This window comes from Methylomonas sp. EFPC1, assembly GCF_016925515.1.
Classification (GTDB): domain Bacteria; phylum Pseudomonadota; class Gammaproteobacteria; order Methylococcales; family Methylomonadaceae; genus Methylomonas; species Methylomonas defluvii.
On the sequence record NZ_CP070494.1, the window covers coordinates 1,968,280 to 1,986,599 of the forward strand.

Consider the following 18,320-nt stretch of genomic DNA (forward strand, 5'->3'; position numbering starts at 1 on the left):
TAGCTGTGTGGGAAGCTAGACGGGATAATAGAGGGTTTTCAACGCACTCCACGTTATGAGCCTTCGCTACCAGATTATCTGTCGCATCCTGCTGTCTTCGGTTTGTATTTTGGTATTGGGCGGGGCGATTGCGGTCTGGCAAGCCCGCCAAGCGGTCGAGAAGGAGGTGGATGCCTCGATTCATCTGGCTTTGCAGCTGATCACCTTGGGCATCACCGATACGCCGGTATTTCAACAAAGCGACGATTTATCCCGCTTCAGCGCCTTGCGGCAAACGCGGCATTTGAGCATTCAATTGCAAAAGCCGGACGGACAGTTAATCCATTTCGCCGGCGAAAATCAACCGACCAATCCCGAAGAAATGCCGCCTAGTTGGTTTATCCGCTTGGTGAAGGGCGACTATCCCAAAGTCGAGCATCAGCTGAACATGCAGGACGGCAAGTTATTGACGCTGATTATTCAGGCTCAGCCGCTCGATGAAATCACCGAAGTCTGGCAGGAAAGCGTGGCGTTTTTTGCGTCGATTTCCTTGTTGACCATGTTGACTTTTCTGGCGGTTAATCTGGTATTTAATAAGTCTTTGCAATCGATTGCGGTCATCGTGGACGCCTTGCGCCTGATCGAAACCGGCCAATATCGGCAACAATTGCCGCCATTTTCCACGCAGGAATTCGATGATATTGCTAAGGCAATCAATCATATGACGGTTGAATTGGAAAAAACCCGCCAGGAAAATCGCGCATTGACACAGCATTCGCTAGCCATTCAGGAAGAAGAGCGCCAACGTCTGTCGCAGGAGTTGCATGACGAATTTGGCCAATCCCTGACAGCTATCAAAGTGATGGCGGTTACGGCAGCGCATCGTAAAGCCGACGCGGCTAAAATAACCGCAACAATCGCGGAAATTTGCGATCACTTAATGACTGTGGTGCGTTCGATGATGCAGCAATTGCATCCTCTGGTCTTGACCGAATTAGGATTGAAGGCCACTTTGGAAGAGATGGTTAATCATTGGTCGGAACGCAATGCTGACCTGCGGCTGACGATTCGTTGTAGCGACGCAGTGGATGGTTTGGATAAAAATCTAACTATTCAGGTGTTTCGGGTGATTCAGGAGTGTTTGACTAACGTGGTGCGCCATGCACAAGCCCATAGCGTGACAATTGACTTGGATAAGCTGGATCTCCCCCAGGCATGTTTGCAACTTAAAGTGCAGGATGACGGACGCGGCTGCGATTTGCAGACTACCAGTCAAGGCTTTGGTTTGCTGGGTATAAAAGAACGTATCAAGTCGCTGGACGGCGAATTGCAGGTGTTGTCTCGCCCTGGTTCAGGTATGTTGGTTAATGCGCGAATCCCACTCGTATGAATAACAAGATAAAAATCGTGTTGGTGGATGACCACCTGGTGGTGCGGGCTGGTTTTAAAATGCTGTTGGCTGCCGGGGATAGTGTCGAAGTTATCGGCGAAGCCGAGCGTGGTGAACAGGCTATTCAGCTTTATCAAGAATTACAGCCCGATATGTTGGTGATGGATTTGTCCATGCCGGGGATTGGCGGTTTGGAAACTATTCGGCGGATCATTCAGCGCGATAGTGAGGCAAGAATTTTAGTTTTTAGTGTGCATCATGAACAAGTTTATGTCAGCCGGGCATTGGCAGCCGGCGCGCAGGGCTATATCACCAAAAATAGCGCTCCCGGTATTCTTGCCGAAGCGATAGCGGCAATTATGGCTGGTCAACAGTATGTCGAGCGCGGTTTGGTCAAGGGGGGCGGTGAAGAACGCCAGCACACCGGTTATCACGCGATAATCGCCGGTTTTTCTGCACGCGAGTTCGATGTATTTAGCTTGCTTGCCCAAGGGTTGACGGTGCATAAGATCGCCGATCAGCTGTGTCTAGGCCATAAAACTGTGGCGAACTACGCCACGCAAATCAAGAAAAAGCTCCAGGTGGACACTACCACAGAGCTTGCTCATATTGCGGTCAATTTGGGGATGACGGCGCGCTGATAGTTGGTTTTAGGGCGGGGGCTGAGAAGGAATAAATTAGCCGTCGTTCAGGCAAAATAATTTCGTCTGAACGATTATTGAAAATTATGTTTCTTAATCCAGAAGGCCGTCGAGCTCAGATTTAGCCGCTAGAACATCCGGCAATTTTTCCTTAAGAAGTTGGTCCGATAGGCCTAAAAGTGCGGTGACTTGATTGGGTAGCGAAGCCAAAATTTGATTTTCATCCAAACCCTGATCCTGGCAGTCGCTGATTGTATGGGCGAGGAAAACTGCGCAAGCTAATTTGTTGGGCGTGTCCGCGGCTAAAGGTTCCGCCGATTGTTCGATGGTTTCGACCAATTCGTCAGCAAATTTCCAGCGACGGCAAAGCTCCGCGCAGACCGCCGGGCTGGTATAGCCCAAGCGCCTTTTTTCAATTTCCAATCTGACGTTGCCGTTTTTCACATGCTGATCAATTTCGTTGGCTTCACGGGGACTGCCAATGTGAATGAGCAGGTTGCCCAGATTGCTGATTAGCCCGGCAGTATAGGCGATGTCTGCTGCCAGGCCCGCTTGGGCCGCGAACCATCTTGCATAACCTGCTGTGCGAAAACTATTCCGCCAGCTTTGTTTGACATCGAAATTATCCAATTGCGGTACCACACCGACAATCCCGGATGCGATCACCAAGGTTTTCAGCTGGTTCATGCCCAGCAAGGTGATGGCTTCATCTATAGAGCCAATTTTACGGGATAAACCAAAATGCGCGGAGTTGACCAAACGCAGGATTTTTAAAACAATCACCTGCTCTTTTTCCACGTTTTTGGCTATGTCGAGCATATCCGCGTTGGGATTGTTTAGCTGATTGATGAGGGATCTTACGACTTCGGGTACTTGCGGAATTTTATGGATTTCATCGAACAGTTGGTTCATTTTTGTGGGCATGTCTTCATCCTTAAGCTACGAAACTGTAATTATTCTTAGTGAATTATAGCCAGCCTCGGCGAACAAACCTTATAAATTTAAACCGGTTCAGAGCCCGGCGCCGCCTGAATAAGGGTTACGCCGAGCCAAGCGGATAGCGGTTTAGCTAGGTCTTAAAGTTTCCAACCATGGAGCGCAACTGATTCGCCAGGTCGAGTAACTCGTGGCAGGCATCCGCCGTATTTTTCGCGCCAATCGAAGTCTCTTCGGATACCCGGCTGATATTGCTGATGTTGCGATTGATTTCCTCGGCTACAGCGGTTTGCTCTTCGGCCGCGCTGGCTATCTGATTATTCATATCGTTAATGGTATCGATACGTTCGCTGATAGTGGTTATCGAACCACCGGCGGATGCGGCTTGCTCTACGCTGGAGTTGGCGCGGCTTCTACCGTTTTCCATCACGGCCACGGCCTGTTTCGCGCGGTCCTGCAAGCGTTCGATGGTTTTTTGAATTTCCAAAGTGGAGTTTTGGGTGCGGCTGGCCAAGGTTCTGACTTCATCCGCTACTACCGCAAAGCCACGACCTTGCTCACCAGCTCTGGCGGCTTCTATCGCAGCGTTCAGTGCCAGCAAATTGGTTTGTTCGGCAATACCTTGAATCACGCCTAATACCTCGCCAATACTGTTACTGTCGTTTTCCAGTTCGTGTATCACATTGGCGGCGTTTTCCACTTCAGACGCTAAGCTGTTGATGCCATGCACCGCATCTTTCACGATGTTTTTGCCTGACGACGCTTCACGGTCGGCGATTTCGGCGGCTTCCGATGCTCTAACGGCATTTTTGGCGACTTCTTGCACCGTCGATGTCATTTGCTTCATGGCATTAGCCACCAACGTGGTTTCGTGCAATTGCCGCTCAACACCGGCTTGAGTCGATTGGGTGATATTCGCAAGCTTGTGGGAAGAGCTGGCTAGTTTTTCGCTGGTAGAGCTGATCTGGTCGATGGTTTTGGCTATTTTACGCACGAAGGTATTAAAACTCGATGCGATCCAGGCAAATTCCGACTTGCCGCTCGCATCCAGGCGAGCCCGCAGGTCGCCTTCGCCACTACCGATGTCCTGCAGTTTCAAAGCCAATGCTGTCAGCGGACCGATGATGATTTTGCTCATCGTGAAGTAGCCGGTAAAACCGATGATGATCAATGTTATGCATAAGAAGCCGATAGCGTAGAAGGTATTATTCTTCAGCTCGGCTAGCGCCACGCTGAATGGGGTGACGATCTCAAATGCACCATGCAAGTCGCCGGCGTGGCGATTTTCCATCGGATACCCCAGTAAATCTTGGCCCTTTTCGTTATTCCAGAGACTTTGCGACGTCTTGGGGTCGCCATGGCACAATTCGCATTGTTTGACTAATTTGACCGGGCGTAAATAGCGAACTTCCTGTTTTTCTTCGTCTACGTAGCTGAAGTCTTGGGCGGACGGGTTGCTTCTGAAAAACTCCAGCGCTTGACGCTCGATGTCATCCGCTGCGTTCCGGGGGTTTCGGGGGGTAAGAGACGGTGCTTTAAAACGAAAGCCGTGCTCTTTGGCTTCTGCTTCGATGACATCCCAGGCATTGGCCGTCGGTACGGTGGCGATCACCAGTTCTCTGGCTTTAGAGCTACCTTTTTGTTCGACCAATTGCATGAGTTGCTCAGGCGTGTAGATGCCGGCTTCCCATTTTTTTACGACATTGTCGCGGATTGATTCGGACAAAGTGAGCAGTTGCCGCGAGGCTTTGATTTCCCGGTCAATCAGCTTTTGTTTCTCAAAGCTTGAGTAAACAACCAAGATGGCTATGCCTAAAAGTGTTAGCACCGACATGGTGATAGAAACCACCTTTACCCCTACAGAATGCCAGTTCATCATCAACATCCGAAACTCCCCTAAAATACGCTTTAAATTTCTTGTATTAACTGTCTTTCCAGTACTGCCCTGAAGACATGCCAACCGAGTATAGCTTACAATTTAGCGTCAACTATTCTAAAAACTTAACAACTATGCGGAAAATCAAGGTTTTGTTTGTGTGTATGGGTAACATCTGTCGATCGCCCACCGCAGAAGGCGTTTTCTCTCATTTAGTGTCTACAAGAAATCTGGCGGAGCGCTTTCAAATAGACTCTGCGGGTACTCATGCCTATCATGTTGGCGATGCGCCCGATTTGCGCGCGCAAAAAGCCGCTCGCGACAGAGGGGTTGAATTGAAACATCTGCGGGCGCGCAAAGTTGTGTCCGCAGATTTCGAAGCGTTCGATCACATTCTGGTCATGGACGACGAAAATCACGCCGTACTAAAAGAAGCCTGTCCGATTGATTTGAGTCATAAAATTCGCCATTTTCTCGATTATGCACCGCACTTGAATCAACGCGAAGTGCCAGACCCTTACTACGGTGGTAGTTATGGTTTTGAGCGGGTGCTGGATATGGTCGAAGAGGCATCGGCGGGATTTTTGCAGGCATTGCAACAAACGGGCGAGCTGTAATTAACGGGGTAGGAAAAAGCTCATGGCGATTATCTCGAATACGGTCAGTTACCTGGATCGCGACACGGTGCTGGAAGGTTTTTTTGCTTACGACGATGCGATTGTCGGTCAGAGACCGGTGGTGTTGATCCATCATGCTTGGGGTGGGCGAGACCAGTTTGTGGCTGACAAGGCCTTCAAGTTGGCGGAATTGGGTTACTTGGCGTTCGCTACCGATATGTACGGCAAAGGCGTCCTAGGTAAGACACCCGAACAAAACGCCAAATTGATGCAACCCTTCATACAAGATAGGGCGAAATTGCAACAGCGCTTACAGGCAGCGCTATCCACAGTCAAGCTGATGCCTTGGGCCGACAACGCCAGGATTGCGGCGATAGGCTTTTGTTTTGGTGGTTTATGCGCGCTGGATTTGGCGCGGACCGGTGTGGATATTCGCGGGGTAGTGTCGTTTCACGGGTTGCTGGGTGCGCCGGAAAACATTCCTAACCCCAGTATCAAAGCCAAGGTGTTGGTGTTGCATGGCTATGACGATCCGATGGCGTCCACTGAGCAAGTGCTTGCCCTGCAACACGAATTAACCCAGGCCGGTGCCGATTGGCAATTGCATAGTTACGGTCATACGATGCACGCGTTTACCAATCCGGTGGCTAACAATCCCGATTTTGGCACAGTTTATCAGCCGCTTGCCGACCATCGTTCCTGGCAAGCCATGCAAAACTTTTTCAGCGAGATTTTTGCCTGACGGCGGTGGTTGGCGTTTGCTATAATCGACGGCTTTATAAACCTGTTAGCCATGCTTAAATGGAATTGATGCTTCAGGCTAACCCGTCGATCGATAAGCTTTCGACTGCACTGGAACCACGGACCCATGTCAGACTTCGCTAAAGAAATTATCCCCGTCAATCTCGAAGACGAGATGAAACAATCCTACCTCGATTACGCCATGAGCGTCATCGTCGGCAGGGCACTTCCCGATGTCAGAGACGGCCTCAAGCCGGTGCACCGTCGCGTCCTTTACGCGATGAACGAGCTCGGAAACGACTGGAACAAACCTTATAAAAAGTCGGCGCGTATCGTCGGTGACGTGATCGGTAAATACCATCCGCATGGTGATACAGCGGTTTACGACACCATGGTGCGGATGGCGCAGCCGTTTTCCTTGCGCTACATGTTAATCGATGGTCAAGGCAACTTCGGTTCGGTGGACGGTGATTCACCGGCGGCGATGCGGTATACCGAAGTGCGAATGGCCAAAATCGCCCATGAATTACTCGCGGACCTGGATAAGGAAACCGTGGACTTCGTTGCCAACTACGACGAATCGGAATCTGAACCTACAGTGATGCCGACTCGGGTGCCTACTCTGTTAGTCAATGGCTCTGCCGGCATCGCGGTCGGTATGGCCACTAATATTCCTCCACATAATCTGGGTGAGATTATCAGCGCCTGCCTGGCCTTGATCGAAAACCCCGATCTGACAATCCCTGAATTAATGCAAATTGTGCCGGGACCGGATTTTCCGACCGCAGGGATCATCAATGGTGCTTCCGGTATTTTTGAAGCGTATGCCACCGGTCGTGGCCGGATTTACCTGCGTGGCCGCAGCCATTTTGAAGACATTGGCGATAGTGGTCGCCAAGCCATCATCACCACCGAGCTACCCTATCAGGTTAACAAAGCCCGCTTGCTGGAAAAAATCGCCGAACTGGTCAAGGAAGGCAAACTGGATGGCATCTCGGGATTGCGCGACGAGTCCGACAAGGATGGCATGCGCATGGTGATCGAGTTGCGTCGCGGCGAAGTGCCGGACGTGGTGTTGAACAATTTGTACAAACAAACCCAGATGCAGACCGTATTTGGGATCAATATGGTCGCGCTGTACGACGGTCGGCCGCATCTGATGGGTCTGAAAGAGATTCTGGCGGCATTTGTCGATCACCGTCGCGAGATCGTTACCCGCAGAACCATTTATAACCTGCGCAAGGCGCGAGAAAGGGCGCATATCTTGGAAGGCCTGGCGGTTGCGCTGGCTAACATCGACGAAATGATCGAACTGATCAAAACATCGCCGAATCCCCAAGAGGCTAAAGTCGGTCTGTTGGCCCAGACCTGGCAGGCCGGTTTGGTCGCCGCCTTGCTGGATAGAGCCGATGCGGACCGTTCGAGGCCGGACGATTTGTCTATCGAATTTGGCTTGGTAGACGGCTCTTATCGCTTATCCGAAAATCAGGCGCAGGCTATTCTGGATTTGCGTCTGCATCGCTTGACCGGCTTGGAACAAGAAAAAATCGTCAACGAATACAAGCAACTGCTGGAGTTGATAGACGAATATCTGCATATTCTCGGTAGCGATGTGCGTTTGATGGAAGTGATCCGCGAAGAGCTGGAAGAGATCAAAACTCAATACGGCGATACCCGCCGCACCGAAATCGTCCAGGATTATTCCAATCTGTCCGCTGAAGACCTGATTACCGAAGAAGACATGGTGGTGACCATGTCGCACGAGGGTTACGTGAAAACGCAGCCGCTCAGCGATTACAAAGCCCAGCGCCGCGGTGGCCGCGGTAAGTCGGCGACGGCGACGAAGGAAAACGATTTCGTCGAAAAACTGATCATCGCCAATACCCATGACACGATTTTGTGCTTCTCGTCTGCGGGTAAGGTCTATTGGTTGCGGGTGTTTAATCTGCCGGTCGCCAGCCGGGCATCGCGCGGCAAGCCGTTTGTAAATCTGTTGCCGCTGGAAGAAGGCGAGAAGATCAATGCGATGTTGCCGGTCCGTGAGTACAGTGCGGATAAATACATTTTTATGGCCACATCATCGGGTACCGTGAAGAAAACCCCGTTGCCCGAGTTCGAACGCCAGCGCAGTAACGGCAAAATCGCTATCGATCTAAACGAAAACGACACGTTAGTGGGCGTGGCGATCACAGACGGCCAGCAAAACGTCTTGCTGTTCAGTAGTGACGGCAAAGCGGTGTGCTTCAACGAAACCGATGTGCGCTCGATGGGTAGAACGGCGACCGGGGTGCGCGGTATTCGTCTACAGGAGGGCCAAAAAGTTATATCCTTGATCATCGCCAGCGAAGGCACGGTGTTGAACATTACCGAAAACGGTTATGGCAAGCGTACCAAGCTGGAAGAATTTACCCAGCATAGACGTGGCGGTCAGGGTTTGATCGCGATTCAGACTTCCGAGCGCAATGGTGCGGTAGTCGGCGCGGTATTGGTTAACGATACTGACGAGATCATGTTGATCACTGACGGCGGTACGCTGGTGCGGACACGGGTTAAGGAAATTTCCATCGTCGGCAGAAATACTCAAGGTGTTACCGTCATTCGTCTGGATAAGGGCGAAAGAGTCGTTGGTGTCGATAGAATCGATGGTCTGGGTGATGAAGACGACGACGCCGAAGGCGATATTGACGAAACCGATGTCTCAGCAGATAGCGCCGAACCAGGCGGAGAAGAGGAATAAGCATGGCAAGGATTTACAACTTTAGCGCCGGTCCGTCGATGTTGCCGGAATCGGTGCTGTTACAAGCTCAGCAAGAGATGTTGAATTGGCAAGGCAGCGGCATGTCGGTGATGGAAATGAGTCACCGCGGCAAGCACTTTATGTCGATAGCCGAAGCCATGAAAGCCGATCTGATCGAGTTGCTTGGCATTCCGGCCAATTACAAGGTGCTGTTTCTGCAAGGCGGCGCCAGCGCGCAGTTCGCGATGATTCCGCAGAATATGCTCAATGGTAAAACCAAGGCCAGCTATGTGAATACTGGCGCTTGGTCGACTAGTGCAATCAAGGAAGCCGGCAAGTATTGTGAAGTGCAACTTGCTGCTACCTCAGAAGCCGAAAAATTTACCACTGTTCCCGCGTTCGATACCTGGAATATCGATAAAGACGCTGCTTATCTGCATTACACCTCAAACGAAACCATCCATGGTGTGGAGTTTTCAGAAGTTCCCGATGTAGGCGATTTACCGCTGGTGTGCGATATGTCCTCGAATATCTTGTCGCGGCCGGTTGATGTTAGTCGCTATGGCATTATTTACGCGGGCACGCAGAAAAACATGGGCCCTTCCGGCGTGACCGTAGTCATCGTTCGCGACGATTTGATCGGCTTGGCACCGAAAGCCGTACCGTCGGTGTTCGATTACCAGCAACAGGCAAAAGCCGACTCTATGTTGAACACGCCTGCTACCTATAACTGGTATCTGTTGGGATTGGTTTTGCAATGGTTGAAACAGCAAGGCGGTATTGCAGCCATTGAACAACAAAATATTCGTAAAGCCGGCAAGCTATATCAAGCTATTGATGAGTCCAGTCTATACAGCAATCCGGTGGTGAAAGAGTACCGTTCTAGAATGAACGTGCCTTTCGTGTTGGCAGATGCGGCGCTGGACAAAGAGTTTTTAGCGCTGGCGGATAAAAATGGTTTGGGCTCCTTACCTGGGCACCGTTCGGTCGGCGGTATGAGAGCAAGTATTTACAACGCCATGCCGGATGCCGGGGTCGATGCCTTAATCGACTTTATGGCCGAGTTCGAACGCACTCACTAGTTACCGGTATGACGGCGATTATTCCTTTGTCCGAGTTACGCGAACGTATCGATTCCATCGATAGACAGCTGTTGCAACTGATTAATCAACGCGCAGCATGCGCGATCGAAGTAGCTAGAACCAAAATGGCCGAAGGCGAAACCGGTAGTTTTTACCGAGCGGATCGCGAAGCCCAAGTATTACGCAAAATCAAGGAACTGAATCCAGGGCCTTTAAGTGACGACGCGTCGGTACATCTGTTCCGTGAGCTGATGTCGGCTTGTTTGGCCTTGGAAAAGCCCCTGGAAGTGGCGTTTTTGGGGCCGGTGGGTACCTTTACCCAGCAAGCGACGTTCAAGCATTTCGGTCATGCCGTAAAGGGTATTCCGGTTGCGACCATCCCGGAGATTTTTCTGGCGGTGGAAACCGGGCATTGTCAGTTCGGCGTGGTGCCTGTGGAAAATTCCACCGAAGGCGTTATTGCCCATACGCTGGACCGTTTTATGACCACCTCATTGCAAATTTGCGGCGAAGTGGAAATTCGCGTGCATCAAAATCTGCTCGGCAAGATGGACGTTTTGACAGGGATTAACGAAGTCTATTCGCATCAACAATCCTTGGCGCAATGCCGGCAATGGCTGAATACCTATTTGCCTGGCGTGCCTTGCACGGCGGTGAGTAGTAACGCCGAAGCAGCCAGACTCGCGTCGTTGGATCATAACAAGGCCGCAATAGCTGGCTTGATGGCGGCCGAGTTGTATGAATTGAACATCATCGAACAGCATATCGAAGATGAATCGAACAACACCACGCGCTTTATTGTGATTGGCAAACAGCAACCGGCATCCACCGGACTCGATAAAACCTCTATTTTGGTGTCCACCGGCAATCAAGCCGGCGCCCTGCATAAGATTTTGGGGCCGTTTGCCGAATACGGCATCAGCATGGCGCACATAGAGTCCAGGCCATCGCGGCAGGGCTTGTGGGAATACGTGTTTTTTATCGATATTGATGGTCATCGAGATGATCCTGATGTTGCTAAAGCGCTGGAATCCCTGCAAAACAACGTCAAAATGTTGAAAATCCTCGGCTCTTATCCAAAAGCCGTCATTTAATCTTTAATTCGATGAACAAATTTTTAGAACTTGCTACTGCCGGTGTTCAACAGCTGGTGCCTTATGTGCCCGGTAAACCGGTGGATGAATTGCAGCGCGAGCTGGGTATCGCAGAAGTCATCAAGCTGGCTTCTAACGAAAATCCATTGGGCACCGGCGCCAAAGTCGCGGCGGCTATTCAAGCAACCTTGCCCGAATTAACCCGTTATCCCGACGGCAGCGGTTTTACATTGAAAGCCGAATTGTCGGCCAAATTAAATGTAGCACCCGAGCAAATTACCCTGGGTAACGGTTCCAGTGAGATTCTGGAATTGGTGATGCGGACTTTCGTTACGCCGGAACTGGAAGTAGTGTTTTCCCAGCACGCATTCGCGTTATATCCGATTCTGACGCAAGCCGTCGGCGCCAAAGCCAAAGTGGTGCCGGCTAAAAATTACGGGCATGATTTGGCGGCAATGCGGGCGCAAGTTGGTCCAAAAACCCGAGTCGTGTTTATCGCCAATCCCAACAATCCGACCGGTACTTTGCTGAATAAAAACGAACTGGAAAGCTTTATCGCCGATTTGCCGGCCCATGTGCTGTGCGTCTTAGACGAGGCTTATTACGAGTTTGTCGATCCTGCTGTGCGAACCGAATCGTTGGATTGGCCGAATCGTTATCCGAATCTGATTATTGCCCGCACGTTCTCCAAGGCCTACGGCTTGGCGGGCTTGCGCATCGGTTACGGGATTTCCTCGCCGGATATCGCCGATTTGTTGAACCGGGTGCGTCAGCCTTTCAATTGCAGCATGCTGGCTTTGGCCGCGGCAGAAGCCGCACTGGGCGACACCGATTATCTGAATCGGACAGTGGCTCTTAACAACGCCGGTATGACGCAACTGATTGATGCTTTTACGGAATTGGATTTACCCTGGATTCCTTCATCCGGCAATTTTGTTTCGGTGGATGTCAAGCAGCCGGCAATGCCGATTTACGAGGCCTTGTTGCGCAAGGGTGTCATCGTGCGGCCAGTAGCCAATTACGAAATGCCCAACCATCTGCGTGTCAGCATCGGCACGGAACGTGAAAACGCCATATTCATAAAAGCGTTGCGCGAGGTGTTGAGCGGTGTTTAACCGCCTGTGCATCATTGGGATTGGCTTAATCGGCGGTTCTATTGCCAGGGCCGCGCGTGCTCAAGGCTTATGTCGTGAAGTCGTTGCCTACGGCCGGGAGAAAAATCTGCCGAATATGCAATTGGCGAAGCAACTCGGTGTCATCGACCAGTTTTACACCGACATAGCTGCGGCATTGCAAAATACCGATTGCGTAATCGTCGCCACGCCGGTCGGTAGCATGAAGGCTATTTTCGAACAAATTAAACCGCACTGGAACTCGAATGCTATTTACAGCGATGCCGGCAGCACCAAGGGCAGCGTGGTTTCCGCATTGGCGGAAGTTTTCGGTACCGTACCCAGCAATTTTGTGCCTGCGCACCCGATTGCCGGCGCCGAGCGCAGCGGTGTGGATGCTTCGACCGTCGATTTGTTTGTCAATCGCCGCCTGATCCTGACGCCGCTAGAAGGCACCGATAAGCTGGCGCTGGCGAAAATCCATACATTTTGGGAAAAGATCGGCTCCAGCGTTTCGGTGATGTCGGTAGAACATCACGATACCGTGCTGGCCGCCACCAGCCATTTGCCGCATATTTTGGCTTTCGCCTTGGTCGGTTTATTGGGGCGCAAGGACGAACAGCGCGAGATATTCAAATATGCCGCCGGCGGTTTCAGGGATTTCAGTCGTATCGCCTCCAGCGATCCGACCATGTGGCAGGACATCTGTCTGGCCAATAAACAGGAAATCGTGCCCTTGATTCGCCAGTTTCAAGCGGAATTAAGCAAAATAGAACAATTGCTGGTTGAAGATCAATCCACTCAATTGTTCGAAACCTTTACGTATGCCAGAAATGCCCGGCAGCGTTTTCTCGATCAACAAGAAGACTAAGAAGATTAACATGTCACAAACCATTACTTTTCAAGTGCAGCCGGGCGGTAGTTTGCGCGGCGAAATCCGTGTGCCAGGCGATAAGTCCATGTCGCACCGCTCCATCATGTTGGGTTCGCTGGCGGAAGGCGTCACGCACGTCACCGGCTTTTTGAATGCGGAAGACGCGATCTCGACCCTGGAAGCGTTTCGAGCCATGGGCGTTGAAATTGAGGGGCCGGTCAATGGTGAAGTGACGATACACGGTGTGGGCAAGCATGGCCTGAAAGCGCCCGAGAAACCTTTGTATCTGGGCAACTCCGGTACTTCCATGCGTTTACTGTCGGGTTTGTTGGCCGGCCAACCGTTTGATTGTGTGTTGACTGGCGACAAATCACTGGAATCCCGGCCGATGAAACGGGTGACCGCACCTTTGGCGCTGATGGGCGCCGAGATTGTTACCCAGGAAAATGGCACCGCGCCGCTGCATATCAAAGGCAAGGCCGGAAAATTGCAAGGCATTCATTACGAGATGCCGATTGCCAGTGCTCAGGTCAAGTCCTGTTTGTTGCTGGCCGGTATGTATGCCGAAGGTCAGACCAGCGTCACCGAGCCAGCACCGACCCGGGATCACACCGAGCGGATGTTGAACGGTTTCGGTTATCCAGTGCAACGCGAAGGCAGCACCGCCCGAATCAACAATCAAGGTAAGTTGACAGCCGCGCGCATTGATGTACCCAGCGATATTTCCTCGGCGGCGTTCTTTCTGGTCGGTGCCAGTATTGCGCCTGATTCGGATGTGACCTTGCGTCACGTCGGCATCAATCCGACACGTACCGGCGTGATCGATATTTTGCGCTTGATGGGGGCGAATATCGAAGTATTGAACGAGAGAGAAGTCGGCGGTGAACCCGTAGCCGATTTGCGTGTGCGTTCGGCACAGTTGAAAGGCATCAACATCCCCGAGCATTTGGTGCCGCTGGCCATCGACGAGTTTCCAGTCTTGTTCGTGGCCGCTGCTTGTGCGGATGGTCAAACTGTATTGACTGGTGCGGAAGAATTACGAGTCAAGGAATCGGACCGGATTCAAGTGATGGCTGACGGTTTGCAAATTCTCGGTGTCGATGCGCAGCCAACCAAAGATGGTATGGTGATTAACGGCGGCGGTCATATTGGCACTGGGGAAGTGGAATCGCATGGCGATCACCGTATCGCTATGTCCTTTTCGATTGCCGGTTTGCGCGCCAACGGCCCGATCACCATCAGGGATTGTGCGAACGTGAATACATCATTTCCGGAGTTCCGCGATTTGGCTACCAAACTGGGTTTGGCATTAACGAGTTTTTAAGATGCAAGTACCCGTATTGACGATAGATGGTCCCAGTGGCGCAGGTAAAGGCACGGTCAGCCGCGCCGTCGCGAAACTTTTGGGCTGGAATTATCTGGACAGCGGCTCGATTTATCGCTCGGTAGCTGTTGCGGTTTTAAAATCGGGTCTCGAGTTATCGGACGTAACCCCTATTTGCCGAGTCGCTGAAGCCATGTCGTTAGAATTCGATTGCGGCGACGAGTTGATCGTTAAGCTTGATGGCATCGACATTACCAGTCAATTGGGCACCGAAACCACCGGCAATACTGCGTCCATCATTGCCGCTTATCCGGAAGTAAGGGCAGTGTTATTGCAAAAACAAAAGGATTTTCAAAGACTTCCAGGCTTGGTCGCCGATGGTCGAGACATGGGTAGCGTGGTGTTTCAAGATGCCAAAATCAAGGTTTATTTAACCGCCAGTGCGGAGGAAAGGGCGCTTAGGCGATATAAACAGTTGATTGAAAAGGGAATTGATGCTAACCTTCCCCAAATCACTCGGGAAATAGAAGAACGCGATTTTCGCGATCAGCAGCGAGCTACGGCTCCGCTCACCGTGCCGGAAGGTGCGCATTACATCGATTCATCCAGTTTGACTATTCAGCAAGTGATTGATCAGGTGGTAAATTTAGTCAATTCAGACTAGTGGTGGTTACCGAATTATTATCGGTGGCTTTATTTTAATTTCAGAGAAGAGAAAGCTTGCTTGAGTCTTAGCAAGTTTGGGAAAGTAGAGATGGGCGAAAGCTTTGCAGAGTTGTTTGAAGAGAGTTATGCCAAGACGGAAATGCGTCCTGGCGCAATGCTAATTGGTACCGTTGTTGATATCGAAAACGAATTTGTTATCGTCAGCACGCAAGCCAAATCAGAAGGTGTCATTCCGAAATGGCAATTTCTGAATGCCGACGGCGACCTAGAGGTCAATGTAGGCGACGAAATTGAGGTAGCTCTCGATTTATTTGAAGATGGCCTGGGCGCTACTCTTCTTTCCCGTGACAAAGCCAAGAAAAGTAAAGCTTGGGCAGAACTGGAAAAAGCCTTTGAAACCCAAGAAACCATCGTCGGCCGTATCAACGGCAAAGTCCGTGGTGGTTTCACCGTTGCAGTCGGTGCATTGCGCGCCTTCTTGCCAGGCTCTCTGGTTGACGTTCGTCCTATCCGCGATACCGCTTTCCTGGAAAATCGCGATCTGGAATTTAAAGTCATCAAAATCGACCAAAAACGTAACAACGTCGTGTTGTCGCGTCGTGCGGTCGTCGAAAGCGAATACAGCGCAGAGCGCGAAGAGTTGGTTAAAACGCTGCAAGACGGCGCAATCGTTACCGGTATCGTTAAAAATCTCACCGACTACGGTGCGTTTATCGATCTGGGCGGCGTCGACGGTCTGTTGCACATTACCGATATGGCATGGCGCCGCGTACGTCACCCATCCGAGTGCGTAGAGATCGGTCAGGAAGTTAAAGTTAAAGTCCTGAAATTCGACAAAGACAAAACTCGCGTGTCGTTGGGCATGAAACAAATGGATGAAGATCCATGGCAAAACATTGCTCGCCGTTACCCAGCCGGCACTCGCGTGTTCGGTAAGGTCAACAACCTGACCGACTACGGCTGCTTCGTGGAAATCGAAGAAGGTGTCGAAGGCTTGGTACACGTTTCCGAAATGGACTGGACCAACAAAAACGTTAACCCATCTAAAGTCGTACAACTGGGCGACGAAGTCGAAGTCATGGTTCTGGAAATCGACGAAGAACGTCGTCGTATTTCACTGGGTATGAAACAATGCCGTTCGAACCCATGGGATGAATTTGCCGCCACGCACAACAAAGGCGACAAAATCGCCGGCAAAATCAAATCGATCACTGATTTCGGTATCTTCATCGGTCTGGACGGCGGCATCGACGGTCTGGTTCACATGTCCGATATTTCCTGGAACGAGAACGACGAAGAAGCGATTCGCAATTACAAAAAAGGTGACGAAGTCGAAACCGTTATCTTGGCTGTTGACTCCGAGCGCGAACGTATCTCTTTGGGTATCAAACAACTCGAACAAGATCCTTTCCAAAACTACATTGCCGTGCATGAAAAAGGCAGCTTAGTTAAAGGCGTCATCAAGGAAATCGATGCTAAAGGTGCAGTGGTGACCTTGGCCGATAACGTCGAAGGTTACTTGCGCGCTTCCGAAATCCAACGTGACCGCGTCGAAGATGCGCGTACTTTGTTGAAAGAAGGTGAAGAAATCGAAGCTAAATTTGTCGGTGTCGACAAAAAGACTAAATCTATTTCTTTGTCTATCAAAGCGAAAGATGTCGAAGAAGAGTCTAATGCTATTAAAGATTACTCGTCACAAAATGCTGGCACAGCCACATTAGGCGATATCTTTAAACAAATGGACAAGTAGTAAAACCATCTCCAAGGGTGGCATGACTAGCTCATGCCACCCTTTTTTGATTATTCAGGGCTGGATGTGACGAAATCAGAATTGATAGAGATGCTGGCACGAAAACAGCCTCATCTCGCGCTTAAAGATGTTGAATTGGCAGTTAGATGCGTTGTTGATCACTTGAGCGATACGTTGGCAAGTGGCGATAGGATAGAAATTAGAGGTTTTGGCAGTTTTTCGTTACACCATCGTTCTGCACGACTGGGACGTAACCCCAAGACCGGCGATTCAGTGTCCTTAACAGAAAAGCATGTGCCGCATTTTAAACCGGGAAAGGAGTTACGGGATATGGTTGATGCTTCCAGGGAAAAATACAAAATCGTCGATTGACGATAGCTTGTAAACCAACAATAGCGACGCCCTCCCATGTTAGGGATGGTGTTGTACTTTAGATGATTTTCTAGTGGCGGCAGTGTCCGCCGCTTAAAATTTTGCCCCATTGCTAAATAGACCCTTAATACAGGATCTAGCTAGAATTTAATCAGGCCGGTAGCCCGTGAGCTTATTTGATCATTATTACAGCTATGATCCTGGCTATGGCTACAGTCTCGACGATCTGTTAAGTGTTCCCGCACCGCAAGAGCCTGCCGATTTCTGTCGGTTTTGGCAGGATAAATATCAAAAAGCCTTAACGGTCTCTCCGCAATTTTCTCTGAATTACCAATGCCAGCGCGCAGGCTACCGGGTTTATGACATTAGCTATCGGTCTACCGATGATTTTCAGATAGCCGGCTGGTTGCTTGAGCCGGATGCGCAACCTATTACTCGGAGCATAGTGGTCGGCCATGGTTATGGCGGCAGAGAGCAACCCGACTTTCATCTGAACATACCGGGTGCCGCCTTGCTTTTTCCTTGTTTTCGCGGCATATCTCGCAGCCGCTGCGAGCGTTTGCCGGAACAACCCAATCAACATGTCGTGCAAGGCATTGATGATCCTAATCATTATGTAATCGGCGGATGCGTAGAAGATCTATGGTTGGCTGTATCCGTTCTGGCTGAGCATTATCCAGTAAGCTTGGATAAGATCGGCTACATGGGCATTAGCTTTGGTGGCGGAATCGGAGCGCTGGCCGCGCCCTGGGATGCCAGGATCAAGCGAGTACACTTGAATGTGCCCACCTTCGGCAACCAACCCTTGCGTTTAAGCTTGCCTACCAGCGGCAGTGCCGCGGCTTTGAAAGCCTACAGTCAATCTCATCATAATGTGTTTGACACATTAGCCTATTATGATGCCGCTGCCTCGGCGCGTTATGCATTCCAACCCTTGCATGGTGCCGTCGCGCGATTCGATCCGGTCGTAGCGCCACCCGGACAATTTGCAATCTACAACGCTTGGGCCGGCGATAAACAGTTATTTATATTGGATGCGGGGCATTTTGATTATCCGCGCCAACATGATCAGGAGCGGCAGCTGATTGCGGAGCTGCAAAGTTTTTTCGGGGAATCGTCGCTTTAGATT

Annotated in this window: 16 protein-coding genes; 14 read left to right on the forward strand and 2 right to left on the reverse strand. The window is 50.8% G+C overall.

Annotated elements, in window-relative coordinates; translation table 11 throughout:
* The first annotated feature begins 55 nt into the window (after window positions 1–55).
* Window positions 56–1,369, forward strand: a complete 1,314-nt coding sequence (locus JWZ98_RS09100) for a histidine kinase (RefSeq protein WP_171694939.1) — start codon at window positions 56–58, stop codon at window positions 1,367–1,369.
* On the forward strand, window positions 1,366–2,010 hold the full coding sequence (locus tag JWZ98_RS09105) for a response regulator transcription factor (protein ID WP_033158089.1): 645 nt from the start codon (window positions 1,366–1,368) through the stop codon (window positions 2,008–2,010). Before JWZ98_RS09100 ends, JWZ98_RS09105 begins: the two co-directional genes overlap by 4 nt.
* Window positions 2,011–2,103: 93 nt before the next feature.
* Here JWZ98_RS09105 and JWZ98_RS09110 read toward each other — a convergent pair whose 3' ends face one another.
* Together JWZ98_RS09110 and JWZ98_RS09115 are read right to left on the reverse strand one after the other, a co-directional pair.
* On the reverse strand, window positions 2,104–2,934 hold the full coding sequence (locus JWZ98_RS09110; RefSeq protein WP_033158088.1) for an HDOD domain-containing protein: 831 nt from the start codon (window positions 2,932–2,934) through the stop codon (window positions 2,104–2,106).
* Window positions 2,935–3,079: 145 nt separating this feature from the next.
* Window positions 3,080–4,831 carry a methyl-accepting chemotaxis protein gene (locus JWZ98_RS09115; protein ID WP_205454039.1) on the reverse strand — a complete coding sequence of 584 codons (1,752 nt, stop codon included), beginning with the start codon at window positions 4,829–4,831 and terminating at the stop codon, window positions 3,080–3,082.
* A gap of 125 nt (window positions 4,832–4,956) precedes the next feature.
* Between JWZ98_RS09115 and JWZ98_RS09120 the strand changes: the two genes are divergently transcribed.
* The 12 genes from JWZ98_RS09120 (at window position 4,957) to JWZ98_RS09175 (ending at window position 18,317) form a co-directional block, all read left to right on the forward strand.
* On the forward strand, window positions 4,957–5,439 hold the full coding sequence (locus tag JWZ98_RS09120) for a low molecular weight protein-tyrosine-phosphatase (RefSeq protein ID WP_205454040.1): 483 nt from the start codon (window positions 4,957–4,959) through the stop codon (window positions 5,437–5,439).
* A 22-nt stretch (window positions 5,440–5,461) separates the two neighbouring features.
* A complete protein-coding gene (locus tag JWZ98_RS09125; protein WP_205454041.1) occupies window positions 5,462–6,181 on the forward strand; it encodes a dienelactone hydrolase family protein in 720 nt (239 codons plus the stop codon).
* Window positions 6,182–6,307: 126 nt separating this feature from the next.
* Window positions 6,308–8,917 (forward strand): DNA gyrase subunit A, encoded by a 2,610-nt coding sequence (gene gyrA, locus JWZ98_RS09130; RefSeq protein WP_205454042.1) that lies wholly within the window; start codon window positions 6,308–6,310, stop codon window positions 8,915–8,917.
* A gap of 2 nt (window positions 8,918–8,919) precedes the next feature.
* Window positions 8,920–9,999 (forward strand): 3-phosphoserine/phosphohydroxythreonine transaminase, encoded by a 1,080-nt coding sequence (serC, locus tag JWZ98_RS09135; protein ID WP_205454043.1) that lies wholly within the window; start codon window positions 8,920–8,922, stop codon window positions 9,997–9,999.
* Window positions 10,000–10,007: 8 nt separating this feature from the next.
* Complete coding sequence (gene pheA, locus JWZ98_RS09140) at window positions 10,008–11,093, forward strand: prephenate dehydratase (protein ID WP_205454044.1); 1,086 nt, start codon at window positions 10,008–10,010, stop codon at window positions 11,091–11,093.
* Between the two features lie 11 nt (window positions 11,094–11,104).
* Window positions 11,105–12,208 (forward strand): histidinol-phosphate transaminase, encoded by a 1,104-nt coding sequence (gene hisC, locus JWZ98_RS09145; RefSeq protein WP_205454045.1) that lies wholly within the window; start codon window positions 11,105–11,107, stop codon window positions 12,206–12,208.
* A complete protein-coding gene (locus JWZ98_RS09150; RefSeq protein ID WP_205454046.1) occupies window positions 12,201–13,076 on the forward strand; it encodes a prephenate dehydrogenase/arogenate dehydrogenase family protein in 876 nt (291 codons plus the stop codon). The genes hisC and JWZ98_RS09150 overlap by 8 nt, the downstream gene beginning before the upstream one ends.
* 10 nt (window positions 13,077–13,086) lie before the next feature.
* Window positions 13,087–14,403, forward strand: a complete 1,317-nt coding sequence (aroA, locus tag JWZ98_RS09155; RefSeq protein WP_205454047.1) for a 3-phosphoshikimate 1-carboxyvinyltransferase — start codon at window positions 13,087–13,089, stop codon at window positions 14,401–14,403.
* 1 nt (window position 14,404) lies between these two features.
* Window positions 14,405–15,067: a (d)CMP kinase gene (cmk, locus tag JWZ98_RS09160; RefSeq protein WP_205454048.1), complete on the forward strand. Its 663-nt coding sequence runs from the start codon at window positions 14,405–14,407 to the stop codon at window positions 15,065–15,067.
* 90 nt (window positions 15,068–15,157) lie between these two features.
* A complete protein-coding gene (gene rpsA, locus JWZ98_RS09165; RefSeq protein WP_205454049.1) occupies window positions 15,158–16,819 on the forward strand; it encodes a 30S ribosomal protein S1 in 1,662 nt (553 codons plus the stop codon).
* A gap of 66 nt (window positions 16,820–16,885) precedes the next feature.
* Entirely contained in the window at window positions 16,886–17,191 is a 306-nt protein-coding gene (locus JWZ98_RS09170) for an integration host factor subunit beta (protein WP_084153381.1), read from the forward strand.
* Window positions 17,192–17,357: 166 nt separating this feature from the next.
* Window positions 17,358–18,317 carry an acetylxylan esterase gene (locus JWZ98_RS09175; RefSeq protein ID WP_205454050.1) on the forward strand — a complete coding sequence of 320 codons (960 nt, stop codon included), beginning with the start codon at window positions 17,358–17,360 and terminating at the stop codon, window positions 18,315–18,317.
* Window positions 18,318–18,320: the final 3 nt, after the last annotated feature.